The sequence below is a fragment of the Bradyrhizobium sp. MOS003 genome (assembly GCF_003020125.1).
GTDB lineage: Bacteria > Pseudomonadota > Alphaproteobacteria > Rhizobiales > Xanthobacteraceae > Bradyrhizobium.
Genome location: NZ_PYFW01000003.1, coordinates 352162 through 378063 on the forward strand (window position 1 = coordinate 352162; position 25902 = coordinate 378063).

The 25902-nt window shown below is 63.5% G+C and carries 18 protein-coding genes and 1 pseudogene; 13 read left to right on the forward strand and 6 right to left on the reverse strand.

What is annotated here, in order from left to right; all coding sequences use genetic code 11:
- Positions 1-12 precede the first annotated feature (12 nt).
- Positions 13-1577, reverse strand: a pseudogene (locus C7G42_RS16555) (cryptochrome/photolyase family protein).
- A gap of 157 nt (positions 1578-1734) precedes the next feature.
- Between C7G42_RS16555 and C7G42_RS16560 the strand changes: the two are divergent.
- From C7G42_RS16560 to C7G42_RS16580, 5 genes are all read left to right on the forward strand, one after another.
- The gene (locus C7G42_RS16560; protein ID WP_106950450.1) at positions 1735-2634 is read left to right on the forward strand and encodes an alpha/beta fold hydrolase; all 900 of its coding nucleotides are present in this window, start codon (positions 1735-1737) and stop codon (positions 2632-2634) included.
- A gap of 127 nt (positions 2635-2761) precedes the next feature.
- A complete protein-coding gene (locus C7G42_RS16565) occupies positions 2762-3973 on the forward strand; it encodes an ABC transporter substrate-binding protein (protein WP_106950025.1) in 1212 nt (403 codons plus the stop codon).
- A 158-nt stretch (positions 3974-4131) separates the two neighbouring features.
- On the forward strand, positions 4132-5346 hold the full coding sequence (locus C7G42_RS16570) for an acyl-CoA dehydrogenase family protein (RefSeq protein WP_106950026.1): 1215 nt from the start codon (positions 4132-4134) through the stop codon (positions 5344-5346).
- 258 nt (positions 5347-5604) lie between these two features.
- A complete protein-coding gene (locus tag C7G42_RS16575) occupies positions 5605-5997 on the forward strand; it encodes a response regulator (RefSeq protein ID WP_106950027.1) in 393 nt (130 codons plus the stop codon).
- Between the two features lie 211 nt (positions 5998-6208).
- The gene (locus tag C7G42_RS16580; RefSeq protein WP_245427761.1) at positions 6209-7084 is read left to right on the forward strand and encodes an alpha/beta fold hydrolase; all 876 of its coding nucleotides are present in this window, start codon (positions 6209-6211) and stop codon (positions 7082-7084) included.
- 66 nt (positions 7085-7150) lie between these two features.
- Here C7G42_RS16580 and C7G42_RS16585 read toward each other — a convergent pair whose 3' ends face one another.
- The 4 genes from C7G42_RS16585 to C7G42_RS16605 form a co-directional block, all read right to left on the reverse strand.
- Positions 7151-8890: a methyl-accepting chemotaxis protein gene (locus C7G42_RS16585; protein ID WP_106950029.1), complete on the reverse strand. Its 1740-nt coding sequence runs from the start codon at positions 8888-8890 to the stop codon at positions 7151-7153.
- Positions 8891-9237: 347 nt separating this feature from the next.
- The gene (locus C7G42_RS16590) at positions 9238-10488 is read right to left on the reverse strand and encodes a hypothetical protein (RefSeq protein WP_147250259.1); all 1251 of its coding nucleotides are present in this window, start codon (positions 10486-10488) and stop codon (positions 9238-9240) included.
- Positions 10489-10508: 20 nt separating this feature from the next.
- Positions 10509-12068 (reverse strand): CHAT domain-containing protein, encoded by a 1560-nt coding sequence (locus C7G42_RS16600; RefSeq protein ID WP_106950032.1) that lies wholly within the window; start codon positions 12066-12068, stop codon positions 10509-10511.
- Between the two features lie 25 nt (positions 12069-12093).
- Positions 12094-14472 (reverse strand): GAF domain-containing protein, encoded by a 2379-nt coding sequence (locus C7G42_RS16605; RefSeq protein ID WP_106950033.1) that lies wholly within the window; start codon positions 14470-14472, stop codon positions 12094-12096.
- Between the two features lie 440 nt (positions 14473-14912).
- Here C7G42_RS16605 and C7G42_RS16610 point away from each other — a divergent pair, with 440 nt between their 5' ends.
- From C7G42_RS16610 to C7G42_RS16625, 4 genes are all read left to right on the forward strand, one after another.
- On the forward strand, positions 14913-16295 hold the full coding sequence (locus C7G42_RS16610) for an ethanolamine ammonia-lyase subunit EutB (protein ID WP_106950034.1): 1383 nt from the start codon (positions 14913-14915) through the stop codon (positions 16293-16295).
- Between the two features lie 145 nt (positions 16296-16440).
- The gene (locus C7G42_RS16615; RefSeq protein WP_199580943.1) at positions 16441-18027 is read left to right on the forward strand and encodes a B12-binding domain-containing radical SAM protein; all 1587 of its coding nucleotides are present in this window, start codon (positions 16441-16443) and stop codon (positions 18025-18027) included.
- A 6-nt stretch (positions 18028-18033) separates the two neighbouring features.
- Positions 18034-18819 (forward strand): ethanolamine ammonia-lyase subunit EutC, encoded by a 786-nt coding sequence (gene eutC, locus C7G42_RS16620; RefSeq protein ID WP_106950036.1) that lies wholly within the window; start codon positions 18034-18036, stop codon positions 18817-18819.
- A gap of 223 nt (positions 18820-19042) precedes the next feature.
- Positions 19043-21409, forward strand: a complete 2367-nt coding sequence (locus C7G42_RS16625; RefSeq protein WP_106950037.1) for an efflux RND transporter permease subunit — start codon at positions 19043-19045, stop codon at positions 21407-21409.
- A gap of 110 nt (positions 21410-21519) precedes the next feature.
- Here C7G42_RS16625 and C7G42_RS16630 read toward each other — a convergent pair whose 3' ends face one another.
- Positions 21520-22017, reverse strand: a complete 498-nt coding sequence (locus C7G42_RS16630) for a hypothetical protein (RefSeq protein ID WP_106950038.1) — start codon at positions 22015-22017, stop codon at positions 21520-21522.
- A 460-nt stretch (positions 22018-22477) separates the two neighbouring features.
- On the opposite strand from C7G42_RS16630, the gene C7G42_RS16640 reads away from it, so the two are divergent.
- The 4 genes from C7G42_RS16640 (at position 22478) to hpnE (ending at position 25873) form a co-directional block, all read left to right on the forward strand.
- Entirely contained in the window at positions 22478-22711 is a 234-nt protein-coding gene (locus C7G42_RS16640) for a hypothetical protein (protein ID WP_008144014.1), read from the forward strand.
- Between the two features lie 192 nt (positions 22712-22903).
- Positions 22904-23788, forward strand: coding sequence for a squalene synthase HpnC (hpnC, locus tag C7G42_RS16645; RefSeq protein ID WP_106950039.1), 885 nt, complete (start codon positions 22904-22906; stop codon positions 23786-23788).
- Complete coding sequence (gene hpnD, locus C7G42_RS16650) at positions 23778-24617, forward strand: presqualene diphosphate synthase HpnD (RefSeq protein WP_106950040.1); 840 nt, start codon at positions 23778-23780, stop codon at positions 24615-24617. Before hpnC ends, hpnD begins: the two co-directional genes overlap by 11 nt.
- Entirely contained in the window at positions 24617-25873 is a 1257-nt protein-coding gene (gene hpnE, locus C7G42_RS16655; protein WP_106950041.1) for a hydroxysqualene dehydroxylase HpnE, read from the forward strand. The genes hpnD and hpnE overlap by 1 nt, the downstream gene beginning before the upstream one ends.
- The last annotated feature ends 29 nt before the right edge of the window (positions 25874-25902 follow it).

Here is a 25902-nt window from a genome sequence, read left to right on the forward strand (position 1 = left end):
CGCAGCATTGCTTTACGTCACGCTTTCGACGATCGTGGCCGCCTGGCGTCGGATCGCACGCAGTTCTGCGCCGTCCTTGCGCGCCAGATTGCTGTACTGATTCTTCATCCGAACGTTGGACGCGAACCGCCGCCGGTGTTTGTCTAGGAAGTTCCAGTACAGCGTTGTGAAGGGACAGGCGTCCTCTCCGACGGACAGCTTGGGATCGAAACGGCAGTGCCGGCAGTGGTCGCTCATGCGATTGATGTAGTTGCCGGAGGCTGCGTAGGGCTTCGTGCCGACGATCCCGCCGTCGCCATGCTGGCTCATGCCGAGCGTATTGGGGAGCGAGACCCAATCGATGGCGTCCCAGAACATCGACATGTGCCACCGATGTACGTCGTAGGGCCGAACTCCCAGGAGCAGGGCGAACAGCCCAAGCACCATCAGCCGTTCGATGTGGTGAGCGTAGGCATGGTCGATGGTGTGGCCGATCGCATCGGCGAGACAGCGCATGTCCGTATGGCCGGTCCAGTAGAATCTGGGCATCGGCAGGTCGGCATCGAGCGCGTTCTCCTCGGCATAGTGCGGCATGCGTTGCCAGTAGATGCCGCGCACGAACTCCCGCCATCCGATGATCTGGCGCGTGAAGCCCTCCAGGGCATTCAACGGCGCGCTCTCGTTGCGCAGCGCGGCTTCGACGACTTCGAGCGGGCGCAGTCGGTGGAGATTTAGCGGTCCAGACAAGACGGAGTGAAAGAGGAAAGGTTCGCCGGACCGCATGGCGTCCTGATAGGTCCCGAACAGCGGAAGCCGTTCGCTGACGAAGTCGTCGAGTTGTGCCAGCGCCTGTTCGCGCGTGACCGGAAGGTCAAAATCGCCGATCTTGCCGGGACTGTCGGCGAAGCGCTTTTCGACCAATCGCAGGACGTCGGTCGTGATCCGGTCCGGAGCACAGGTTGGGCGCGGCGGATCGGTGGGCCGATCTTGCCAAAGGCCTTGCGGTTCTCCTGGTCGAAATTCCACGCACCGCCGACGGGCCGGCCCGCGCGGTCCATCAGCAGGCCGGTCTTGCGCCGCATGGCACGATAAAATGTCTCCAGCACCGGGCGAGGATGTTGCTCGGAGAAACGCGCGAACTCTTCCCTCGAGCACAGGAAATGACGGTCGGCGCGCATTTCGGGTGTTTCGGGCAGGCGGCGCAGCATCTCGGCAACACGCCAATCGCCGGGTTCGAGCACGACGGTTCGCTGCGGCCTGAATGCGCGCTGGGCCCTGGCAATCTCGGTCTCGAATCGCCCGGTATTCGAGGGATCGTCGATCTCGACATAGTGCACGCGGCGACCGCGGGCGACGAGTTCGTGCCTGAAGTGGCGCATCGAGGCAAGGAAGTAGGCGATGCGTTTCTTGTGCTGGGGGATGTATGACGTTTCCTCCATCACCTCCATCTGCAGCACGACATCGCGTTCCGGATCGAAGCCATCGAATGCCGCACTGTCGGCATCGAGTTGATCGCCGAGAACAATCACGAGGTGCCTGATATCCTTCGTCGTGCTTTGTTCCACGAGTGCCCCGGGGCCTGAATTGTACCGCAACATCGAGGTGAACGGCAGCTATGGCGCATGGTTGCAGCTTTCCTCAGTGGAAACGACAATTGCCGCACGTTGGATCATGGACCGTGAATGAGCGATCTAACAAAAGGGAGATTGGATCATTCGCGGCGGCCGGTTTATGCTGAGCAAAAAAGGTGGCAGCATGCGACAAAAGTCAGTGACCACGGACGTCCTCGACGTCGCCTATCGCGAATACGGCGCGCCAGACGGCTGGCCCTGCATCATGGGTCACGGCTTTCCCTATGACGTGAACGCCTATGCTGAGACCGCCCAGATCATGGCCGAGGCCGGCGCGCGCGTTCTGGTGCCTTGGCTGCGCGGCTATGGGCCGACCCGGTTTCGCTTCCCGGACACGCCGCGCTCGGGCGAGCAGGCGGCGCTCGGGGCTGATCTGCTGGCCTTCATGGACGCGCTCGGCATCGAGCGTGCCGTCGTCGGCGGTTATGATTGGGGCGGGCGGGCGGCCTGCGTGGTCTCTGCGCTCCATCCGGAGCGGGTGATCGGGCTCGTCTCCGGAAATTCCTACAACATCCAGAACATCGCCCGCGCCATGGAGCCAGCCTCGCCGCCGGAGGAGGCTGCGCTCTGGTATCAATATCTCTTTCACAACGAGCGTGGCCGCCGCGCGCTGGAGCGCAACCGGCGCGGCTTTGCCCGCCAGCTCTGGACGATGTGGTCGCCGACATGGGCGTTCGACGACGCGACGTTCGAGAGAAGCGCCGCCTCCTTCGACAACCCTGATTTCGTCGAAATCGTGATCCACTCCTACCGCCACCGCTACGCTCTGGTGGAAGGCGACCCCGCCTATGCGGGAATCGAGGCGAAGCTCGCAAGGCAGCCCCCGATCCGCGTCCCGACCATCGCGATTGACGGCGACAGCGACGGCGTCAATCCCGGCACTGCCCATCACGCGCGCAAGTTCGAGGGCCCCTTCGAGCGGCGTGTCTTCACAAATGCCGGTCACAATCTGCCGCAGGAGCGCCCTGCCGAATGGGCGCAGGCGGTGCTCGACGTGCACAAGGCGGCGTCGCTCCCACGCTGAAAGGCCGCAACGTCATCAGCAACTCGACGCAAGACCATCTTGCCGAAGTCCGCTGAGCTGACGTGCTGACAAAAAGCAGCGCGCCGTGCGGCCGCCTCGCGCGGACGATGATCACCGGGGAGAAACCATGAAAGCCGCCTTGGCCCTGGCCGCAGCGCTCGCTGCCGCCTGCCTGTCCACGCCAGTCTCCGCGCAAAAATCCTACGGTCCCGGCGTGAGCGATACCGAGATCAAGATCGGCAACACCATGCCGTATAGCGGGCCGGCCTCGCCGCTCAGCATCACGGGAAAGGTGATCGCGGCCTATTTCGACGACGTCAACGAGAAGGGCGGGGTTGGCGGCCGCAAGCTCAATCTGATCTCGCTGGACGATGCGTTCTCGCCGCCCAAGACCATGGAAGCCGCGCGGCGCCTGGTCGAAGGCGACGGCGTCGCCTTCATCTTCGCGACCATGGGCACGGCGCCGAGCTCGGCGATCGCAAAATATCTCAACAGCAACAAGGTCCCGCAGCTGTTCCTGATCAGCTCGGCCTCGAAATGGAACGATCCCGCCAACATGCCCTGGTCGATGGCGCTGCCTTGGGCGCCGAACTACACCAGCGAGGCCGCCATCGACGTCGCCTATGCCCGCGCCAAGAACCCCAATGCGCGCTTCGCGGTGCTGTACCAGAACGATGACGCCGGCAAGGAATATCTTCGCGGGGTCAAGGAAGCGCTCGGTGCCGACGCCGACAAGGCGATCGCGATGGCCTCGAGCTTCGAGGTGGCCGATCCCACGGTCGATTCCCAAGTGCTGACGCTGGCCAACACCAAGGCCGACGTCTTCATGATCTATTCGGTGACGCCGCGCGCCTGCGCGCAGGCCATCCGGAAAGCGCACGAGGTCGGCTGGCAGCCGACGCGCTTCCTCGCCAGCGGCTGCGCCAACAAGGCGACCGTGATGGTGCCGGCGGGACTCGAGGCGGGCAAGGGCGTGCTCTCGCTCGGCTCGCTCAAGCCCTTCGTCGAGCAGCCGAAGGACGACCCTGCGATGACGGCCTATATCGACTTCATGAAGAAGCGGCTGCCCAACGCCGACGTCAACAACGTCGCCGGCCTCTACGGCTACACCGTCGCCGAGGCGCTGGTGGTTCTGCTGAAGCAGTGCAAGGACAATCTGACGCGCGAGAACATCATGGCGCAGGCCGCGAATTTGAAGAACGTGCCGCTGTCGCTGCTGATGCCGGGCATCACGCTGAACACCACGCCGCAGGATTTCCGTCCGATCAAGGACGGCTATATGCTGCAATTTGACGGCAATGATTGGGTGGTCGCGAGCGAGCTGTTGCGCGGAACGTGAGGCGCGGGGCTCTCTCCGCGAACTCGGAAGCGTAGGTTGGGCAAAGCGAAGCGTGCCCACGAAATTTTGCGATCAAGAGAGGTGGTGGGCACGGCGCAAGTGCGCCTTTGCCCACCCTACTGGACTGACGCGCGCGTCGGCGAGCGGGAGGATCGAAGATGGACTTTCAACACTCCGCCCGTTCGCTGGAGCTGCAGGACCGCGTCCGGCAGTTCATGCGCACCCATGTCGAGCCGGTCGAGGAGCTCTATTACGAGCAGGTGAAGCCGGACGCTTCGCGCTACAAGACGCCGCCGGTGCTGCAGGACCTGAAGCGGCTGGCGCGGGAGCAGGGGCTGTGGAATCTGTTTCTCTCCGGCGAGCACGGACCGGGGCTCACCAATCTCGAATATGCGCCCGTGAAGGAGATCATGGGCCGCATCCTGTGGGCACCTGAGGTCTTCAACTGCTCCGCGCCCGACGTCGGAAACATGGAGGTGCTCGCGAACTACGCCACCAAGGCGCAGCAGGAGCGCTGGCTGAACCCGCTGCTGGAGGGGCGGATCCGCTCCGGCTTCTCGATGACCGAGCCGCAGGTCGCCTCCAGCGACGCCACCAACATCCAGTGCGCCATCACGCGTGACGGGGACGACTACGTCATCAACGGCCGCAAATGGTTCACGTCAGGCGCGATGAACGAGGATTGCGAGATCCTGATCGTGATGGGCAAGACCGCGCCCGACGATCCCGACCGTCACCGCCAGCAATCCATGATCCTGGTGCCCCGGAACACGCCGGGCGTCCGCATCATCAGGGACATGCTCACCTATGGCTATGACGACGCCCCCAGCGGCCATCCCGAGATCGTCTACGAGAACGTCCGCGTGCCCGCCGAGAACATCCTGCTCGGCGAAGGCCGCGGCTTCGAGATCGCGCAGGGCCGGCTCGGCCCCGGCCGCATCCACCATTGCATGCGGCTGATCGGCTGCGCCCAGCGCGCGCTCGAATTGATGTGCCGGCGCGCCGTCTCCCGCGTGGCCTTCGGCAAGCCGCTTGCCGAGCAGGGCTCGGTGCGCGAGGACATCGCCAACTCCTTCTGCGAGATCGCGCAGGCACGGTTGCTCACGCTTCAGGCCGCCGACAAGATGGACCGCGAGGGCAACAAGGCCGCGCGCGACCTGATCGCGGCGGCCAAGATCGTCGTGCCCGGCATGGCCGCCCGCGTCATCGACCGCGCCATCCAGATCCACGGCGCCGCCGGCGTCTCGCAGGATACGTTCCTGGCGCGTGCTTACGTCTACGCCCGTTTCATCCGCATCGGCGACGGACCGGACCAGGTGCATCTGGCTGCTGTCGGGAAAGAGCTGATCAAGCGGGGCGGGGTGCTGGGATAGAGCCAGCGTCCGCTGTCTGCGCTTGCATGTGAATGCAATGCATGTCGCGCGCCGTGGCGGCGCGAACCGTGACGTCGAGGCTGCACCTGCTCCGCGCGTGAGGCGACGCGTCGATCATCTCGTGATTGAAGGAGTTGCCGATCTGCCCATTGAGGTTGTGGCAAGCAAGTTCGGGCTGGCCAAGCGCGCTCGGCTCCAAAGGAACAAATGTTCACTTTTGGACTTAAGCCTGCTTGATGAGGGCTGGGGGGATAAGGCGTGCAGGGTTCGGTCGTGGTGATTCTCGTCGTTGAGGACGACTTCCTCATTCAGGATATGGTCCAGGGCGCGCTTTCCGAGGGCGGCTTTGAAAGCGAGGTTACCTCATCGGGGGAAGAGGCTGTGACCCTGCTCCAGGGCGACGAGAGCAATTACCGCGCGCTGGTCACGGACATTCATCTGCAAGGCGCGCTCACGGGATGGGACGTTGCGAAACGCGCCAGAGAACTCAATCCCGACCTTCCGGTGATCTACATGAGCGGGGCCGGTGCCGATCAGTGGCCTTCGCACGGTGTGCCGAACAGCCTGCTCTTGCAAAAGCCTTTCGCACCAGCCCAACTCGTTACAGCCGTGTCGCAGCTCCTCAACCAGGCGCCGCCGCCTCACGAATGAGGCGGTCTCGCGTTATCAGGCAACCCCAGTTGCCCAAAGGTAGCATGGTGCTTTATGGTGCGGCGAATAATGTGATGCAGGCACTGCCGACGTTGTTGCGCTCGGCATATCAGCGAGCAACGCGACAATGCACAGTTCTGCCCCAGCCGGCCGGTCATCCGGCGCGCGATCCATCGCGGCCATTTTTGTCTCTCTCCTGATCCTGTTGATCATGAGCGGCCCATCGGCTCTTGCAGCAGTCGAACCCTTTCCCTCAGACTTCAGGATCGAGCGCATCTCGGTCAATGGTGCGACCCTGCATGTCCGCGTCGGCGGCAAAGGTCCGGCGGTCGTGCTCCTGCACGGCTTCGGCGATACCGGCGACATGTGGGCGCCGCTCGCCAAGGCGCTCTACAAGGACCATACGGTGATCGTTCCGGACCTGCGCGGCATGGGGCTGTCGTCGCAACCCGCGGGCGGCTACGACAAGAAGAACCAGGGCGTCGACATCGCCATGGTCATGGACAAGCTCAACGTCCAGAAAGCCGATCTCGTGACGCACGACATCGGCAACATGGTGGGCTATGCGCTCGCGGCGCAATATTCCGATCGCATCACCAAATGGGTCGTCATCGACGCGCCGCTGCCCGGCATCGGGCCCTGGGACGAGATCCTGAAGAGCCCCATGCTGTGGCATTTCAACTTCCGCGGCCCCGACGTCGATCGCCTGGTCAAGGGCCGCGAGCGCATCTATCTCGACCGGTTCTACAACGACCTGTCGGCCGATCCCAAGGCCATCGACGAGGCGACGCGTAATCATTACGCAAAGCTCTACGCGCGGCCCGGCAACATGCATTACGCCTTCGAGCAGTTCGCGGCGTTCGCGAAGGACGCGACGGACAACAAGGCTTTCGCCGCGACCAAGTTGACCATGCCGATCCTCGCCCTTGGCGCCGAAAAGTCCTTCGGCGATCAGCAAGCTGCGGTCATCCGCGAGGTCGGCACCAAGGTCGACGGCGGCATCATCACCGGCTCCGGACATTGGATCATGGAGGAGCAGCCGGCGCAGACCGTGAGCAAGGTGCGCGCGTTCCTCGACGGGAAATGACGCGCGAGCTGGTTGGCCGTTTTCGGCGACGGTGTTCGTGGCGGATGCGCCGTCATCCCGCCTCGATCACCCCGCCTTGGCGATACGCCCGTCCGCCGCGCCTGCGCGCAAATTCTGGAAGAACTTCTCCACCTCCCGTGACAGCGTGTCCGCCGTCTCGGTCAGGCTGCTCGCGGCCGTCAGCACCGAGGATGCAGCCGTATCGGTCTCGCCGATGGCGTCGCGCAGCGAGGTGATGTTGGCGACCAGCGTCTCGTTGCCTTGCGCAGCACTTTGCGCGTTGGATGAGATCTCGCGCGTGGCGGCGTCCTGCTGGCCGATGGCGCCGGCGATCGCGGAGGTGACCTCGTTGATCTCGCGCACCGCGCCGCCGATCTCGCGCACGGCATCGACCGCGTTGCGGGTCGAGGCCTGGATCATCGCGACGTTCTCGCTGATCTCCGCGGTGGCCTTGGCGGTCTGGCCCGCGAGCGCCTTCACCTCGTGGGCGACCACGGCAAAGCCGCGACCGGCTTCGCCGGCGCGCGCGGCTTCGATGGTGGCGTTGAGCGCCAGCAGATTGGTCTGCTCGGCGATGGCCTGGATCAGGTTCAGCACGCCGTCGATGCGCTGCGTGGCTGCGGCGAGGCTCTCGATCTCGGAGATCGACTTCTCGGTCCGCTGGCCGGTCTGCTCGACCGCGCCGGCGCTCTGCCGCACCTGGCGGCCGATCTCCACCACCGAGGCCGACAGTTCCTCGGCCGCGCCGGCCACGGCCGTGACGTTGTGCGAGGCCTGCTCGGTGGCGTTTGCTGCCGTGTCGGCGCGGCTGCTCGCATCGGCGGTGACGCGGGTGATGGTCTGCGCGGTCTCGCGCATGGTGGAGGCGTTGTCGCCGAGGCCGCGCATGATCGCGCCGATCGCCCCGCGAAACTGCTCGACGGATTGTTCGATATGACGCGCGCGCTCCTCGCGGGCCGCGGAGCCCTGCGAGACCTCGGAGGCGAGGTTGCGGTTGCGGCCCATGGCCTCCTGGAACACCTGGATCGCGCGCGCGAGCGCGCCGATCTCGTCGGCGCGGTCGGAGTGCGGCACCACGACATGCTCGGCGCCGTCGGCGACCTGCTTGATGGTCGCGGTGATCGCGGCGAGCGGCCGGGCGACCGAGCGGGCGATGATGACGATGCCGATCACGACCAGGGCCAGCGCCACGCCGCCGAGGCAGGTCAGCACGAAGGACAGGGTGCGATTGGTCTCCGTCTCGTGCGCGATCTGCTTGGCGCGCCCGGCATAGACCTTGGACAGCGCCTCGAGGTCCTTGTTCAGCGCCGAGCGTACCGCGCGGTTGGCGTCGTTGTCGCCCCATTCGCGGCCCGCGGCCGCGTTGATCTCGACGCCGCGTCGCACCAGCTCCTTGCGGAACTCGACGAACTGCTCGATGCGCTTCTTGAAGGTGGCGAACTGCTCGGCATCGTCGGCCTTGACGATGGTCGCCCAGCGCTTCACGACATCAAGGATCTGCTCGTTGAACTTGAGCAGGCCCTCGCCGTATTTCTTCACCACGGCGGGCTCGGTCGACATGTAGACGCCGCGCGATTCCATCACGACCGCGTAGACCAGCGAGTTGACGCGCTCGACGTTCAGCGCGGCGGCGTTCGCCGTCTCGATCGCGCTGGTCAGGTCGGCGCCGCGGCGGCTGTTGTAGTCGGACAGCATCGCGATCGCCGCCGTCAGCAGCGCGAACAGCGCGAAGATCGCATAGAGCTTGGCGGCAAGCGTGAAACGGCCGGCCAGCTTGGCGGCATTCCCAGATCGGTCTGATGTCATGGTGTTCAGGGGCCCGGAATGGCCTGAGACGGCCGGTGAGCGGGGTCGTTCGAATTTAATGCAAAACTATGCAGAACGAAGATGGACGCGGCGTTAACGCGGGAGCCGCGGGAAGGGGCGCCGGTTTGACGGAATGACCAAGGATTTCAGCCGGTTGCCGGTGTCTGATCGGTTTCCGGCAGATCGCCCCGTCCACTAACGGTGCCCCAAACGTCGGCGTGCATGCCGTCCGCCAAGCGCGCATTCCTGAGATCGGGATCGCCTTCAGATCGCTTTGGACTCGGCCACCGGCCGACGCACCCCGGAGAGCCCCCGACGCAATGCAGACCAGTCCGTATCTCACCGCGTCAGCGCATCGCGCGGATGACGAGGTCGGCGACGGAGCCCGCTGGTTGTTGCTCGAACTGCGAGCGGAATGATGCGGCCTGTTGCCACGCGCCCGCACCCGACGTCAGCTGTTTGCGATCGGTATCGCTGATCTCCGACGCCGGATCTTCGGCGAGCAGCTGGAAAAAGGAGGAGATCGGCTCGACGGCCGCCAAAAGCTCGTTGCGTCCAGGACCGCGGAGTACGATGCCGTCATCTTTCGCCGTTCCCAGAACTGCTATCGCTTTCCTGTATTCGACGAGATAGCCTGCGACGAGAGCGTCGCGATCTCGAGCGATCAGATCCCCAGAGCCGTAGATGGTCCGCTGTAGCCGCTTGAAGGCCGCCGCTGCCGCAGCGTCCGACTCCTCGAACGCCTTGATGACACTTGCCCAGAGTCCCCCGAAAAGATCGGGCGCGGTATTGCTCGCGTCGATCAGCGTGTCGCGCCGCTGGACCGCGAGCAGGCAATAGTCAAAGCCGGTGACCAGAGCGGAATCGGCTTTGTCCCCTTCACGCAGCCGGCCGCCCGACACGAACAATTTTCCCTTGAAGGGAGAGTTCTCCGGCGCGTTCGAAATCAGCAGATAGCCGCTCTCCTTGAGCAGGTCGCCGTGCATCGCCTCGACTTCCGGCGTGACACCTTTCACGCCGAGCAAGGTGGTAAATCCGTCATAGACCTTTTCGGCAACGGCGAGCGCGGGCGAGATTGCGCCGCCGAATGCCTGGCCGATCGTTCCCATCACGTTCAGAAGTGTGCGTGCGATATCGTCGCCCGGTACCGCATACAATCCGATGAATGCATCGAGATTGTCGAGCGACATCGGGGTGGGCCGTACGATTTCGATATCGCGCAGCTCCACCCACCTCGAATGAGGCTGATCTGCGCCGTCGGCCCCCTTGGGAAGCTGCTGCAGTCGTTGCCGAATGGTGTCAGGACCGAGAGAAAACGGAACTGTCTGCTGCGACCCTGACTGGCGGAATTCGGCGAGGCAAACGCATAGCGGTAGCAGCTGTTGCGCCAGGCGGCGGGAGTCCTTCAGATGCAATCCAGCGAGTCTGAGCTCGAAATAGCAATCGCCGGGAACAAAAGGTTTGCCGTCGATCAGATCCTGCTTGGGATCGTTGACGATTCGCTTAGCGTCGATCCACTCGACAAGGCGAGGGACCGTTTGCTCGCCTCGGATTTCCTCGATCTTCTTCTGGAACCCCAGCAATGAAAGTATCTTCATGACTACCCTCGATGATTTTCTCAGATGGTCCATTCATCGTTCTGCATGACCAGCATCGGCGAAGCGAAGGTCGGCGTGGCCGGAAAGCGTGATTTGACGGCGGACACGGCCTGGTGAAATGCGCGCGCCAAGGGCTTTCCGGCTGCGAGCAAATGATGAAGATGCTCGGTGAAACACGGTGCTTCCTTGTCGTTGACCTCCCATCGAAAGCCGATCACGGCCGGTATGCCGAATTGGGCCAGCCGAAAGACCGCTTCGGGAGAACTGCTCTCGCAGGATGACAGCAGCACGAGCTGAACGCCGGCGCCTCTGGCCCATTTTGCAAAGTCGCCGATTGCAAGGGCCGCCGCTTTGCCGACAGTGCTGGTTGGCAGGATCAAATAGACGGTGCCGTCGTCCGCCTGGACGCTGTGTCCCGCGAAGTGAACGATCTGCAAGGCGGAAGTACCGGCGGAGCCAGGCGCAAGCGCCTCTGCGACGATTGCATGCCCGTCCGTTCCAGGGAGCAGATCTGCAAGGCAGACTGGGGATCGGCCGCTCCTCGACCGGGCCTGCTCTACGATCGATAGCTCTTGGTCGAGAGATTTGAGCCGATCGAAAGTCGATCGCGGTTGTCCGTTGACGTTCGGGATGTCGCACAAGCCGTGCGCGTCAGATTTGATGAAGAGCATCGGGCCATTGAAAGACTGCGCCTGCGATAACGGCGTGGCAGTCAACGTCGCGGACTTGAGGCAAATCCGTCTGGCGACCGGCGCAAGGGATCGGATATATTCCGCCTTTTTCGAATCGTAGAGGAGCTCGAACGGAACATGTGCGTAGGGATGGGAGACCTCGGTATCCGATTCGAGCAGGCTGAACCGGAAGTGGATGTTGCCCAGTTCTTTGACGTGCTGCATGCATTCGGCGACCTTGTCGCTCAGCTCGTCATAGGCAAGCTCCTCGGCGAGCTGCTTTCCTGCCTCCATCAACGTCCCTTTCCAATAATCGGTATAGCGGACCTCGTTCCCGTTGCGCTGCCAGAGCGCCCACTTGCTGAATTTTTCTTCAAGGTCCTTGAGTCTTGGGCGCATCACCGTCGATCGATGCGTGTCGCTGATCACGCCCTTGCCGTCGACGATGACGCACGAACGCAGGCTGCCGTCGCCTATGTCGAGCTCGATTCTGGCGAATTCAGGTATCTTGTTCGAGCCACCGGAGGCCGCGGAGAGTGCTCTCTGGATCGCCTGGAGCTTGTCCTCGGAAAGCAGCGCGGTGTTCTTGAAGCGGCTCACAATACGGGAAAGGTGCTCGGACGGATGTGGAAGCCATACAACTATCGGGATCGTGTCGGGCGTATCTCCGAGCCGTAGGTCAGTCAGGAGGTCCGTCACCTCCAGCGCAATTTGCTCTTGGGTGCGGCCCAGGCTTGGACTGCAGTCGAGCAGTACGCCGTTAAACGGACCATTTTGTCCGTTTCGCAGTTCCAAGCCTGCCGAGTGACACGACGCTGTCTCGAAGACCTTCAATCCTCCAGGTGGAAGCTCGTGGCGAAGATATTCCTTCCACACGGGTGTAGGCGAGACCACCAGCAAATTTGTCATGTGGCACTCCGTTCACTACCAAATACTAACCCGCTGCCGTTCCGGTGACCGATGATTGGGAGGTGAGCTGAAGTCCGCCGATGTTGAAGCAGGCTGTACCGTCGTCCTGAAACTCCTGATGCAATTTTGCGCCATGCGCTTCAAAGACGGTTTTGACCACTTCCAGTCCATGTTCGGCTGCAGCCACTGCTCGCGCCTCGGCATAAGCAATCTTGTCGCTTATCGTGGCGCACTCGGTTTCGGAAGGAGACCCGAGCCGGGCAATCAGATTGCTCGGAACGCCCATCAGTCGAATGTCAACGTCCGCAAAGTTTGCCGATCGGTACAGCGAGACGCACAGCCGCATCTGTGGCAACTGGAAAGCCAGCAAATAGCCCAGCAGTGACCGCAGCGCGAATGATAGACGCGGCGGATCGGCTTTCACGATCAGCGAGCCATCCGGAAGCGTCAGCTCGACCCTCTCTCCATCGGTCGGCGGAAGGGAGGCCACGAAAACCCTAATTGTCGATACCAGATCGAGGACGGACAGACTTGTAGCTCTTAGAGGCGTCTGGATCACGTCGTAAGCCGAGCCAATTCGTTCATAGCTGAGATCGGCAGTATCGATACTGCGCATGGCACGATCAATCAGCTTGTGCGCCTCCGATGCTGTCCCTATTTCGGTCAGGGCGTTGCGGAGCAGCGCGGATGCCAATCGCAGATGGCCGTGAGACTGCGCCGACACGGTGCGTACAGCCGCCTCCATGTAACGAAGCGACCCGATCCATTCCTTCTCCTCGGCATCTCCAAGCAGCCAGACGCGTCGGTTGAATGCCGTGTCATGGTAGGAACTGCCCGCCAGGGCGCGGCGCTCGATCCCGTCGGCACCCTTCAATCGCAGATGCGCGCCGGCGCGAGAGGCATGGCCGTCGCGTATGATGGCGCGGGTTATTTCATCGGCGCTGAATGTTTCGAGATTCGTGAAAGCTTTGTGAGCATTCAGATCGAAGTCCATCGGCAGCCCGAGCAGCCGTCTGGCGGCGGCGTTCGCGCGCTCGATGCGGGTCTCCTCGCCGAGCACGACGACGCCCTGATCTACGAGGTTCAACAGGGCGTTGCCCAACCTTGCCTCGAACCAGAGATGAACCGACCTGTCCACCTGGGCCACGATTGATTTGAGGACGATCTGTTCGGGCGGCGGAAATGCGTCGAATTGAGACGATTCAAGATCCAGTATCCACTCGATGTTTGCTTCCGCCTTGCGGCCCATGCGGATAGGCAGGCACATCGCTGATGCCTGCGATGGATTGGTCGTCTTGTAATTGTAGGGGGGCGGATCGGTGCGGACGTTGGGGGCATACAGTGCGCGGTTCTGTTCCAGAACCTGTCCGAGCATGCCTTCGTCCAGCCCCTGATGATAGTCCTGATCGATCGTGAGCTTCTTGTTTGGGTTATACTGCGCGGCGACTTCGAACAGGCCGCGTGCGCGGTTGACCCTAAACAGCGCAACATATTCCAGACGATAGTCGCGTCCAAGTTTGGACACCGCACTCTCTGCCAACTCGGCCGGGTCTGCGCTGGGTGTGAACAGATCGGCGATCTCCTGGATCATGTTGGCGGTCTGTCGTTCGAACGCTTCACCCACGCGGCGCAGGACGAACTCGACCCGGAGCGCATCAAGCTGCTGTTGGTCGCGCTCGCTGAAAGCCTCATATTGGCCCTTCGCGCGGCGTCCGAGCGTCAACGCCGACGTGACCCGACCGCCGTCGATGCGTGGGGCAACGAGAAAGCTCGTGATGCCTCGTCGTTCATATTCCTCTGCGACCCTATGCGATTTCAACGCCTGGGCCTCAGGACGTTGTGCGCGGAAACGCTCGATGTCGGGAATGTATCGTTCGTTACCCTCGATCCAGGCAACCAACTCGGCGGGGATCGTCATCCATCGTGCAGGCCAGAAAAACTCGTCGTCGCCATCGAGCGAGAAGCGCGACTGAACGTACGTCTGGTCGTTGGCACCTTCGGAAGCGCGATAATATTCGCTGTATGTGCAGACATCGAACTGAATGTCCTTGCGCAGCGCCTCCACCATCCTGCGCAAGATCAATTCCGGCTTCGTTTCCGAGATGCATGACTCCAGCACGTCCGCAGAAAACCGCGGAACATGGGCCTCGACCCGGCTCAACTGCATGGCAAGAATGGCGACGCGGTCCAGGATTTGTGCGGTCCGACCCGGATCATTCGCAGTTGGAGAATTTTTGACCAGATCGAGCGCACGCGCGAGATCACGCCAGTCCAGCCGCGAGTTGCTCAGGATGGTTGCAAGTGATCGGGCGAGCTTGGGCCACTCGTTTGCGTTCGAAGTGGCCCGGAGCAGCGTCGAGACAATCTCGTCCGGAATGGTCTCGTTGAAGTTCGGTGGCGCCATGTTAGGCCTCTCAAAAAAGAGCCGGGCTAACCAATCGTCGGGGAGGCGGGCACGCGCGTTGCAGCGTATTCATACCGCAAAGGTTGATGTCGGGCTGTGAAGCAATTCACAATGGCATAGCAGTTCTGCAAACTTCAGCTGCTTGCACGGGAGCAATTCGTCGATTCAACGCGGATAGATGGTAATGCTCGAATTGGGGCCGGGTGTGATAGGGCCCGCCATCGTGACGGGCTTCCTTCTAAGTCATTGATTTAGCTAGCCCGGCTTACTGTGCATGGGGTTGTTTTCGCGTTTTTTGGTTCGCATCCGCGCGGTGTGCCGGGCTCTTGCCTCAAACATCGGCGTGAATTGCGGCTGCCGAACGCGTAAGCCTTTCGAAGTTGGCCGTTGTAGAGGTCGCTGCGGAGGTTACCCTCGGCCGACGCACCCCGGAGAGGCCCTTGGTCTACCGCCACACCATCGACGCCACGACCTACACCTTCCCGGACCTGCGGGATCTCCTCGCCAAGGCGACGCCGCCGCGCTCGGGCGACCGGCTGGCCGGGATCGCCGCCGACACCGCCGAGCAGATGATTGCGGCGCGGATGGCGCTGGCCGACGTTCCGCTCGGCCAGTTCCTGCAGGAAGCCGTAATCCCCTATGAGGCCGACGAGGTCACCCGCCTCGTCATCGACAGCCATGACGCCAGGGCCTTCGCGCCGGTGGCATCCCTGACGGTCGGGGGCTTCCGCGACTGGCTGCTCTCGGATGCCGCCACGCCGGAGGTCCTGCGCAAGCTGGCGGGCGGCATCACCCCGGAGATGGCGGCCGCGGTGTCGAAGCTGATGCGCAACCAGGATCTGATCCTGGCGGCGCGGAAATGCGAGGTCGTCACGGCCTTCCGCGACACCATCGGCCTGAAGGGGCGGATGAGCACGCGGCTGCAGCCCAACCATCCGTTCGATGATGCCAGGGGCATCACCGCCTCGATCCTCGATGGCATCCTGCTGGGCGCCGGAGATGCCTGCATCGGCATCAACCCGGCCAGTGACGATCCGGCCGTCATCGCGCAATTGTTGCGGCTGCTCGACGAGATCATCACGCGGCTGAAGATCCCGACGCAAGGCTGCGTGCTGACCCATGTTACGACGACGCTGTCGCTGATCGGGCAGGGCGTACCGGTCGATCTGGTCTTCCAGTCGGTCGCCGGCACCGAGGCCGCCAACCGCAGTTTCGGCGTCGACCTGGCGCTCCTGAAGGAGGCGCGGGAGGCCGGGCTGTCGCAGCGGCGCGGCACCGTCGGGCAGAACGTGATGTATTTCGAGACCGGCCAGGGCTCGGCGCTGTCGGCGGGCGCCCATCACGGCGTCGACCAGCAGACCTGCGAGGCACGCGCCTATGCGGTCGCCCGCGCCTTTGCCCCGCTGCTGGTCAACAGCGTGGTCGGCTTCATTGGCCCGGAATATCTCTATGACGGCAAGGAAATCATCCGCGCCGGGCTGGAGGACCATTTCTGCGGCAAATTGCTCGGCCTGCCGCTCGGAATCGACATCTGCTACACCAACCACGCCGAGGCGGACCAGGACGACATGGACAATCTGCTGACGCTGCTCGCCGCCGCCGGCGTCACCTTCATCATGGGCGTCCCCGGCGCCGACGATGTCATGCTGAACTACCAGTCGACGTCCTTTCACGACGCGCTCTATGTCCGAGACGTCTTCGGTCTGCGCCGTGCGCCGGAATTCGACGACTGGCTGGTGCGGTCGGGCATCACGGGCGCCGATCTGCGTCTTGCCGGCGATGCAGGCCTGCTGCCCGATTTTGCCGCGCGGCTGATCGCCTGAGTCGCAAAATTCTGCTTCAGGAAACTATCTGCGCTTCCCGGAATTATGGTCACGCCACAATATTGAGAAATTCCAGCGACAGCATTACGCTATGCGTCTGGCTGGCAATTTCCGCAACCAGATCGAGTGTGGCGGGGGAGCTTTGATGCGAGCTGAAAGTAACGGAACGTCCCGGCGGATTCTCTGTGTGTTTCCGCGCTACACCTCGTCGTTCGGTACGTTCGAGCATTCCTATCCCCTGACCGATGGCGTCCGTGCCTTCATGCCGCCGCAGGGGCTTTTGCTGCTCGCGGCCTATCTGCCGCAGGAATGGCAGGTCAAATTCGTCGACGAGAACCTGCGTCGTGCGACCAGGGAAGAGTTCGAATGGGCGGAAGCCGTCTTCGTCAGCGGCATGCACATCCAGCGCCAGCAGATGAACGACATCTGCCGCCGCGCGCATGAATTCGATCTGCCGGTCGCGCTCGGCGGTCCGTCCGTCAGCGCCTGTCCCGATTATTATCCGTCTTTCGACTATCTCCATGTCGGTGAACTCGGCGATGCCACCAATCAGCTGATCGAGATCCTGTCGCGCGACACCTCGCGTCCCGAGGCCCAGGTGGTGCTGACCACCAAGGATCGCGTGCCGATGACGGATTTTCCGATCCCGGCCTACGAGCTCGCCGACGTGAAGAAATATTTTCTCGGCAGCATCCAGTATTCCAGCGGCTGTCCCTATCAGTGCGAGTTCTGCGACATTCCCGGCCTCTATGGCCGCAACCCGCGCATCAAGTCGCCGGAGCAGATCATCGCCGAACTCGACCGCCTGCGCGAATGCGGCATGACCGACACGGTCTATTTCGTCGACGACAATTTCATCGGCAACCGCAAGGCGGCGCTGGATCTGCTGCCGCATCTGATCGAATGGCAGAAGCGGACCGGCTACGTGGTGCGGCTTGCCTGCGAGGCGACGCTCAACATCGCCAAGCGGCCCGAGATCCTCGAGAAGATGCGCGAGGCCTATTTCGTCACCATCTTCTGTGGCATCGAGACGCCGGATCCCGACGCGTTGAAGGCGATGCAGAAGGACCACAACATGATGGTCCCGATCCTGGAGGGCGTGCGCACCATCAATTCCTACGGCATGGAAGTCGTGTCCGGCATCATCATGGGGCTCGACACCGACAAGCCGAATACGGCGGAGGCGCTGCTCGGCTTCGTCGAGGAATCCCGGATTCCGCTGCTCACGATCAACCTGCTCCAGGCGCTGCCGAAGACGCCGCTATGGGACCGGCTGGAGCGCGAGGGGCGCCTCGTTCACGACGACGGCCGCGATTCCAACGTCGATTTCCTGTTGCCCTACGACGAGGTCGTCGCGTCCTGGAAGCATGCGATGGCGGTTGCCTATGCGCCCGAGAAGGTTTATGCGCGCTACCAGCATCAGTGCGACAATGTCTACGTGCGACGTCTCAAGATGCCGGTGCCGGATGAAATGAAGACCTGGCCCAACATCAGGCGTGGCCTCGTCATGCTGCGCAACATCTTCTGGAAGGTCGGCGTGCTCGGCGACTACAAGCGCGTGTTCTGGAAGTTCGCATTGGGGCGCATCAAGCGCGGCGACATCGAAGGCCTGATCGGATGCACCCTGATCGCGCACCACCTCATCACCTTCGCGCGCGCGGCCTCCAGCGGCAAGCAGAACGCCTCGAACTACTCGATCCGGCTGCGCGAGGCTGCTGTTCCCGCCGAATGACAAGACATGTCTGATCCGGGCCTGCCGCGCCGCCCGACCTTCGATCTGCGGGCGTTCACGCCCGCGCGGGTCGCGCTTGGGCGGAGTGGCCCGAGCGTGCCCACCAAGGCGCTGCTCGATTTCACGCTCGATCATGCCCGCGCCCGCGATGCCGTGCATGCCGCCTTCGATGCGCCGCATCTCGCCGCCGATCTCGGCGCGCTGGGACTTGCCGTCAGCGAGGTGAGGAGTCGGGCGGTCGACCGCAAGAACTATCTGCGGCGGCCCGATCTGGGACGGCGGCTCGACCCCGGCTCGGCCGAGGTTTTGGCGCGAGCAGCCTCGGCACCGTGCCGGCTTGCGCTCGTGATCGGCGACGGCCTGTCCGCGGCGGCAGTCCACGCCCATGCGGCGGCCCTGGTGGGGCGCCTGCTGCCGCTGCTCGCGGAGGGCGACGACGTCGCGATCGGCCATGCCGTCGTCGCCTCAGGCGCGCGCGTCGCGCTCGGCGACGAGATCGGCGCCCTTCTCGGCGCGCGCATGGCCCTGATGCTGATCGGCGAACGGCCGGGCCTGTCCGCGCCCGACAGCCTCGGCGCCTATCTGACCTTCGCGCCGAAGCCCGGCCGCAGCGACGCCGAGCGCAATTGCGTGTCGAACATCCACCGCGCCGGGTTGAGCTACAAAGAGGCCGCCTTCAAGATCGCCTGGCTGGTTCGCGAGGGGCTGGCGCGGCAGGTCAGCGGCGTGGCGCTGAAGGACGAGAGCGCGGACCGCGCGCCGCGTCGAATTGGCACGGCGTTGCCCGAATGACCGGCTCCGCCGGCCCAGATCGCCACTTCTTGATCGATTTGGCCACACTTCGCCTGCTTGCGAAAAGACCGGTTCACCTGCTAAACCGCTGCCGGCGATTTCCCGCGCATTTTCAAAGGGCAAGCCTCACATTGGCAAGCCTCCCGTTGGTATGGCGTTTTCAAGCCGTTCGCGGCGCGCGCAATAAGCTCTCAGACCGAGCCGATTAGGAACTGGATAAGGCATGCTCGAAAAGCACAGCGAGAATGAGGTTCATGTCGACAAGGTCGAGCAGGGACCTACGTCCTCGATCGCCTTCGGGCTGGAGCGCATCGGGCTGATCGCCGTCCGGGCGCCGATCGTCTCCTGCATCGTCCTGCTCGTCCTGATCGTCGGCGCCGTGTTCGGCATCCACCGGATCAAGATCGACGATTCTCTGTCGCAGCTGTTTCGCTCCGATACCCGCGAGTTCAAGCAGTACGAAGAGGTGACCAAGAAGTTCCCGGCCGAGGAATTCGACGTTCTCGTCGTGGTCGAGGGCAAGAATCTGCTGGCGCGCAATAACCTGGAGAAGCTGCGCGACTTCGTCACCGATTTGCAACTGGTCGAAGGCACGCGCGGGCTGGTCTCGCTGTTCTCGGCACGCCAGGCGCCGGCGCCGGGCAAGCTGCCGGCGGCGCTGTTCCCGGCCGAGCTGCCCGAGGGCGAGGCTTACGACCAGTTCATCCAGACCGTGAAGAACAACGAGATCATCCGCGGCAAGCTGCTGTCCGAAGACGGCACGCTGGCCCTGATCGTGCTCTCGCTCGATCCGGAAATCGTCGGCTCCAACAAGCTGACCAAGACCGTCGCCGACATCCGCGCGTTGATGAAGGAAGACCTCGGCGAGACCGGGCTCAACGTGCAGCTCTCCGGGGTGCCGGTGATGCAGCTGGAGATCCGCAACGCGGTCGAGCGCGACGGGCTGACCTACAACATCCTCGGCATTCTCGCCGGCTGCATCATCGCGATCATCTTCTTCCGCAAGGTCTCCTTCATGGTCGCGGCGGCGTTCCCGCCGATGATCGCAATCCTGCTGGCGCTTGGTGCGCTCGGCTGGGCCAATTTCAATCTCAACATGTTCCTGAACGTGATGACGCCGCTCATCATGGTGATCAGCTTCTCGGACTCGATGCAGCTCACTTTTGCCGCGCGCGACCGGTTGATCGCAGGCCAGGATAAGTTCACCGCATTCAAGAACGCGGTGCTGGTGGTGGGCCCGGCCTGCGTGCTGACGCATGGCACCGCCGGCATTTCCTTCATCGCGCTGCAATTCTCCGACTCCGATCTGATCCGCAAGTTCGGCGAAGCGGGCCTCGCCGCCACCATCATCGCGCTGGTCGCGGTGCTGTCACTGGTGCCGGTGTTCGGCGTGCTGCTGGTGCGAAACGAGAAGCTGTTCGCGGTCAAGTTCCAGAGCGCTGATGCCGGCGTCCAGGCGCTGCGCAATTTCTGCTACTGGATTGCGGTGCGCATGGTCGGCCGCCCCGGCCTGTTCAGCCTGATCGCGCTGCTGTTCGTCGGCAGTCTCGGCATCGTCTATGCCAATCTCGAGCCGCGCTATCGCCTTGCCGACCAGGTGCCGGACAAGCGCCAGGCCGTTGCCGCCAGCGACCGGCTCGACGCCAAGCTCACCGGCGCCAACCCGGTCAACGTGCTGATCCAGTTCCCCAAGGATGAATCGCTCTATTCGCCGGAAACGCTGCAGACCATCGCGGACGTGCATTCGACCGTCGAGAAGGCGGCCGGTGTCGGCAATGTCTGGTCGGTCGAGACCCTGCGCCGCTGGCTCGCGGAAAAGGCCGGCAGCGCCGACGTCGCGACGCTGAAGGAATATGTCAGCGTCATTCCAGAACATCTGGTGCGGCGCTTCATCGACGCCCAGCAGGATGCCGTGCTGGTCGCCGGCCGTGTGCCGGACAAGGATTCCAGCCAGCTCCTGCCGATCGTCGACAAGCTCGATGCCGAGCTCGACGCCGTCCGCAAGAAGCATCCCGGTTATGAGATCGCGGTGACCGGTCTCGCCGCCATCGCCGCGCGCAACTCGGCTAGCATGATCGAGAAGCTGAACCATGGCCTCACCATCGAATTCGCGCTCGTCGCGATCTTCATCGGATTGGCGTTCCGTTCCTGGGTCGTGATGTTCGCCTGCATCCTGCCGGGCATCTTCCCGGTGGTTATGTCGGGAACGGTGCTGTGGGCGATGGGCGAGGGGTTGCAATTCGCCAGCGTCGTCGCGCTCACCGTCTCGTTCGGCCTCGGCTTGAGCGCCACCATCCACTTCCTCAACCGTCTCCGGCTGGAGAGCAAACCGGGCGTGGGCTCGGCGCTTGCGGTGGAGCGCGCGACCGTGCTGGTCGGCCCGGCGCTGATCCTGACCACGGTGGTGCTGGCCTGCGGCCTCGTCGTCACCGTGTTCTCCGATCTGCCGTCGCTGCGGCTGTTCGGCTGGCTCGGCGCCTTCTCGATGATCATGGCGCTGGTCGCCGACCTCTTCATCCTCAGGCCGACGGCGATGTGGCTGATCAACCTGCACGCCAAGCTGCAGGGGACCGACAAGCCCGCGATCTGAATTTCATCGCGACGGGCGACCTTGCCCTGAGACACGAAAAACCCCTGGCTCGAGAGAGCCAGGGGTTTTGATTTGAGGGTTTTGATTTGAGGCGTCGAAGCGCGAAGGCGTCAGCTCTTCGTCATGGTGATGTTGACGCCGCGGATCTCGCCCTTGGAAGAGATCTGCACCGTCTGCTTGGTGCCGTTGGTGCGCAGCGAGAGGTTGGCGGCAAAGCCGTTCGCCTCGACGAACACGTCGATCTGGCCGCCGCCGGCGGTGCCCTGCAGATTGCCGAAGATGTTGCGGCTGGACTCGCTCCAATTGCCGGAGATGCGCTCGCCCTGGCTCGTCACGTCGCTGGTGAGGTCGAACTTGTAGCTGTCGGACGCGCAGTGCAGCGCCTGCTTCAGATTGAGGCCGCTGCCGGCGACCTTGTAGTCGGCCTTGCAGCGAATGCGCTCGGTGGAGCCGTCGGACAGCGACACGGTGCCGGTGCCGGTCCACGCGCCGTCGAAACCGGCAAAGGGGCTGGCCGACTGAGCGTAGCCTGCCGAAACCGAGAAGAGCAGCGCCGCGCCGATGCCGGCTGTCTTGATTGCCAGTCCAGATCGCCCAAAGAATTGCATCTCAAAATATCCCGTTTTGGAACGACGCCCGCTTGCGCGTGATAACGTCTCGCCACATCGAAAGTTTAGTGCTCCGAGCCGGTGTCAGGTTCAAAGCAAGGCTGCCAGAGACGGCGGTTCACAACGCTTCGCGCGATGCCTGGATCCCCCGATTTACCCTGTTTCGGCATGTTTCTGGCGGGAAAGGCGGGGCGGACAGATGCAGCTCTGCAACAGGTATGCAGTAAAACGCAGAGCTTCCGAATTATGACGTAGTATCAACCTCTTACATCTGCCAATGAAGGCGCGGGGAAGACCTGATTTGGTGGACGTGGCGCCAATTTGGCCGCATTTGCCAGTGCTTGTGCCTTCTCTGAGGCCGCTACTCCGCGGCGACTTGCCACCAGAACAATCCGCTCCGGTCGTCCGCGCTGTGCAGCCCGGGTCCGGTGCGGTTCTGCCGTCAGAATGAAGGAATACAATGCGTAAGCTTCTCGTCGCTCTCACCCTGCTGTCGGCATCCCTTTCGACCGCGGCATTTGCCCAGGCAGGGCGTGGCACGGATTCCGAGCAGAAGGCCTGCACGCGCGACGTGCAGAAGTTCTGCCGTCCGGTCATCGATCAGGGCGATTTCACCATCCTGGCCTGCCTCAAGGAGAACCGGGCCAAGATCTCGCAGGCCTGCGACCAAGTCCTGAAGAACCACAACCAGTAAGCTCGGCCATTGGCCCACCAGAGGCGGCCCCGGGGCCGCCTTTTCGGGCCCGATCCGCAAGGGGCAGCCATCGAGAGACAGGATTGGTTTTGCGGTCGTATTCCCCTATATGGGGGCCGCGGCGGATCGCCGGCATGAGCCCGCGCGAGCGAAGAAGCCCTTCCTGTCCAAACGATTGTAAACCAGCCCTCGATGACCTCTGCGAGCGAATTGCGATCCGGCAAGGGTGACCGCGACGAGAATTTTCCCGTCGCGTCCTGGATCATTCATCCACGTCATCGCGCGCTGATCCTGGCATATTACAATTTCGTCCGCACCGCCGACGACATTGCCGATCACGCGACCCTGCCGCCCGATCAGAAGCTTAGCTATCTCGACCTTCTCGAGGCGGAACTGCTCGGCAAGGGTGACACCCAGGCTGAGGCCGTCATCTTGCGCCGTGCACTGGCCGAGCGCGGCATGGCCCCGCGCCACGCCCTCGACGTGCTGATCGCGTTCCGCATGGACGTGACCAAGCTGCGCTACGAGAATTGGGACGAGGTCATCCACTATTGCCGTTACTCGGCGATGCCGGTCGGCCGCTTCATGCTCGATGTCCACGGCGAGAGCGCTGCGACCTGGGCCGCATCGGATGCGCTCTGCGCGGGCCTGCAGATCAACAATCACCTGCAGGATTGCGGCAAGGATTTCCGCGAGCTCAATCGCGTCTACCTGCCGCGCGATGCGCTCGCGGCACACGGCGCCTCGGTCGAGCAGCTCGGGCTGTCGCAGTCGCCGCCGGCGATGCTGGCCTGCCTGCAGGGGCTGGCCGTTCGCAACGAAGCGCTCCTCGACGAGGGCAGGGCGCTCGCTGCGGAGATCCGGGATTTCCGTCTCGGCGTCGACGTCGCTGTGATCCAGGCCTATGCCGACCGCATCGTGCGCCTGTTGAAGGTGCGCGATCCCCTGCGCGAGCGGGTGCACCTGAACAAGTTCGAGCTGCTCGTGTTCAGCCTTGCCGGAATGTTCAGTGAGGCCGGCCGCCGCGCGATCGGACGCAAGGCCATTACCAGACCGGGGGCCGCACATGACACTTGAGGCGACCGCGCCCGGCGCCGATTATGGCTCGAGCGCATCCGGCAGCTCGTTCTACGCCGCGATGCGCATCCTGCCGCATGACCAGCGCGAAGCGATGTTCCAGATCTACAGCTTCTGCCGCCAGGTCGACGACATCGCCGATTCCGACGGCCCGCGCGCGGAACGGCTCGCCGCGCTTCAGGACTGGCGCAACGACATCGACGCGCTCTACCAGGGCAATCCGCCGCCGCGGCTGAAGGATTACGTCGCCTCGGTGAAGACCTTCGGCCTCAAGCGCGAGGACTTCCTCGCCATCGTCGACGGCATGGAGATGGACGTGCCGCAGGACATCCGCGCGCCCGACATGGCGACGCTGGATCTGTATTGCGATCGCGTCGCCAGCGCCGTGGGACGGCTGTCGGTGCGGGTGTTCGGCCTGCCGGAAGCGGACGGCATCGAGCTCGCGCATCATCTCGGCCGCGCGCTCCAGCTCACCAACATCCTGCGCGACATCGACGAGGACGCCGGCCTCGGCCGGCTCTATCTGCCGCGCGAGGCGCTGCTGCATGCCGGCATCACCTCCGACGACCCGAACCGCGTGATCACCGAGCGCGCGCTGCCCAAGGTCTGCCTGCCGCTGGCACAGCGCGCCAAGGCATATTTCGAGAAGTCGGACGAGATCATGAACCGCAACAAGCGCCGCACGGTGCGCGCGCCGCGGATCATGTCGAAATATTATCATTCCATTCTGGATCTCCTGATCGCGCGCGGCTTCAACGCGCCGCGCCAGCCGGTGCGTGTGTCGAAGATCACGCGCATCCTGATCCTGCTCCGTTACGCTCTCATCTGATGAAGAACACAGCTCATATCATCGGCGCCGGAATTTCCGGCCTCTCCGCCGCCGTGCGGCTCGCCAATGCCGGCTTCAAGGTCGCCGTGCACGAGGCGACCCACCAGGCCGGCGGCCGCTGCCGTTCCTATTTCGACGGCGCCACCAATCTAACCATCGACAACGGCAATCATCTGCTGCTGTCGGGCAACAGCCATGCACGGGCCTATGCGCGCGCGATCGGCACCGAGGCGGGCCTCGTCGGCCCCGAAAGCGCGCAGTTTCCGTTCGTCGATCTCGCGACCGGGCAGCGCTGGCAGATCGATCTCGGCACTGGCCGGCTGCCGACCTGGGTGCTGGACGAGAGCCGCCGCGTGCCCGACACCGGCCTTACCGATTATCTGAAGCTGGCGCCGCTGATCTGGGCGTCCGAGGACACGCTGGTCGGCAAGTCCATCCCTTGTGAAGGCGTGCTCTATCAGCGCCTGGTGCAGCCGTTGCTGCTGGCCGCGCTCAACGTCGATCCGCCCGAGGGCTCGGCCGGGCTGGCCGGCGCCATCGTGCGCGAGACGCTGCTTGCCGGCGGACAGGCCTGCCGTCCCCTGATCGCGCGCGACGGTCTCAGCACTGTTCTGATCGAGCCGGCCGTGAAGTTCCTGGGCGACCGGGGCCACACCGTTCAGCTCGGCCATGAGCTGCGGTCCTTCACCAGCACTGACGGCAAGGCCAATGCGCTGAATTTCGGCGGCGAGGATGTGATCCAGCTGGGTGAGGGCGATGTCGTCGTGATGGCGGTGCCGCCGCGTGCTGCAGCTAACCTGCTGCCCGGCGTGAAGACCCCGACCGAATTCCGCGCCATCGTGAACGCGCATTTCCGGATCACACCGCCGCCGGGCTCGGCGGCGATCCTCGGCGTGATCGGCGGCGTCGTGGAGTGGCTGTTCGCGTTCCCGAACCGGCTGTCCGTCACCATCAGCAACAGCGACCGTCTGGTCGACATGCCGCGCGAGGAACTCGCGCAGGCGATCTGGAACGACGTCTGCAAGGCCGGCGGCGTGTCCGGTGAGCTGCCTCCCTGGCAGATCGTGCGCGAGCGCCGTGCCACATTTGCGGCGACGCCGGCCCAGAATGCCCTGCGTCCGGGGCCGGTCACTGCGCTGAAAAACCTGTTCCTTGCAGGGGATTGGACTGCTACGGGATTGCCTGCAACCATCGAGGGATCGGTCCGGTCGGGTGATCGCGCCGCAGATCTGGTTATCGCCGCCAAAGGATCCTGAAAGGCGGCCTGACGGGAAGACGTCCCGGC

Excerpts from the sequence above, each read along its gene's own strand:
- C7G42_RS16560 (WP_106950450.1), top strand. The coding sequence starts at position 1,735 with ATGCGACAAAAGTCAGTGACCACGGACGTCCTCGACGTCGCCTATCGC.
- C7G42_RS16565 (WP_106950025.1), top strand. The coding sequence starts at position 2,762 with ATGAAAGCCGCCTTGGCCCTGGCCGCAGCGCTCGCTGCCGCCTGCCTG.
- C7G42_RS16570 (WP_106950026.1), top strand. The coding sequence starts at position 4,132 with ATGGACTTTCAACACTCCGCCCGTTCGCTGGAGCTGCAGGACCGCGTC.
- C7G42_RS16580 (WP_245427761.1), top strand. The coding sequence starts at position 6,209 with ATGAGCGGCCCATCGGCTCTTGCAGCAGTCGAACCCTTTCCCTCAGAC.
- C7G42_RS16585 (WP_106950029.1), bottom strand. The coding sequence starts at position 8,890 with ATGACATCAGACCGATCTGGGAATGCCGCCAAGCTGGCCGGCCGTTTC.
- C7G42_RS16590 (WP_147250259.1), bottom strand. The coding sequence starts at position 10,488 with ATGAAGATACTTTCATTGCTGGGGTTCCAGAAGAAGATCGAGGAAATC.
- C7G42_RS16600 (WP_106950032.1), bottom strand. The coding sequence starts at position 12,068 with ATGACAAATTTGCTGGTGGTCTCGCCTACACCCGTGTGGAAGGAATAT.
- C7G42_RS16605 (WP_106950033.1), bottom strand. The coding sequence starts at position 14,472 with ATGGCGCCACCGAACTTCAACGAGACCATTCCGGACGAGATTGTCTCG.
- C7G42_RS16615 (WP_199580943.1), top strand. The coding sequence starts at position 16,441 with ATGCGAGCTGAAAGTAACGGAACGTCCCGGCGGATTCTCTGTGTGTTT.
- eutC (WP_106950036.1), top strand. The coding sequence starts at position 18,034 with ATGTCTGATCCGGGCCTGCCGCGCCGCCCGACCTTCGATCTGCGGGCG.
- C7G42_RS16625 (WP_106950037.1), top strand. The coding sequence starts at position 19,043 with ATGCTCGAAAAGCACAGCGAGAATGAGGTTCATGTCGACAAGGTCGAG.
- C7G42_RS16630 (WP_106950038.1), bottom strand. The coding sequence starts at position 22,017 with ATGCAATTCTTTGGGCGATCTGGACTGGCAATCAAGACAGCCGGCATC.
- C7G42_RS16640 (WP_008144014.1), top strand. The coding sequence starts at position 22,478 with ATGCGTAAGCTTCTCGTCGCTCTCACCCTGCTGTCGGCATCCCTTTCG.
- hpnC (WP_106950039.1), top strand. The coding sequence starts at position 22,904 with ATGACCTCTGCGAGCGAATTGCGATCCGGCAAGGGTGACCGCGACGAG.
- hpnD (WP_106950040.1), top strand. The coding sequence starts at position 23,778 with ATGACACTTGAGGCGACCGCGCCCGGCGCCGATTATGGCTCGAGCGCA.
- hpnE (WP_106950041.1), top strand. The coding sequence starts at position 24,617 with ATGAAGAACACAGCTCATATCATCGGCGCCGGAATTTCCGGCCTCTCC.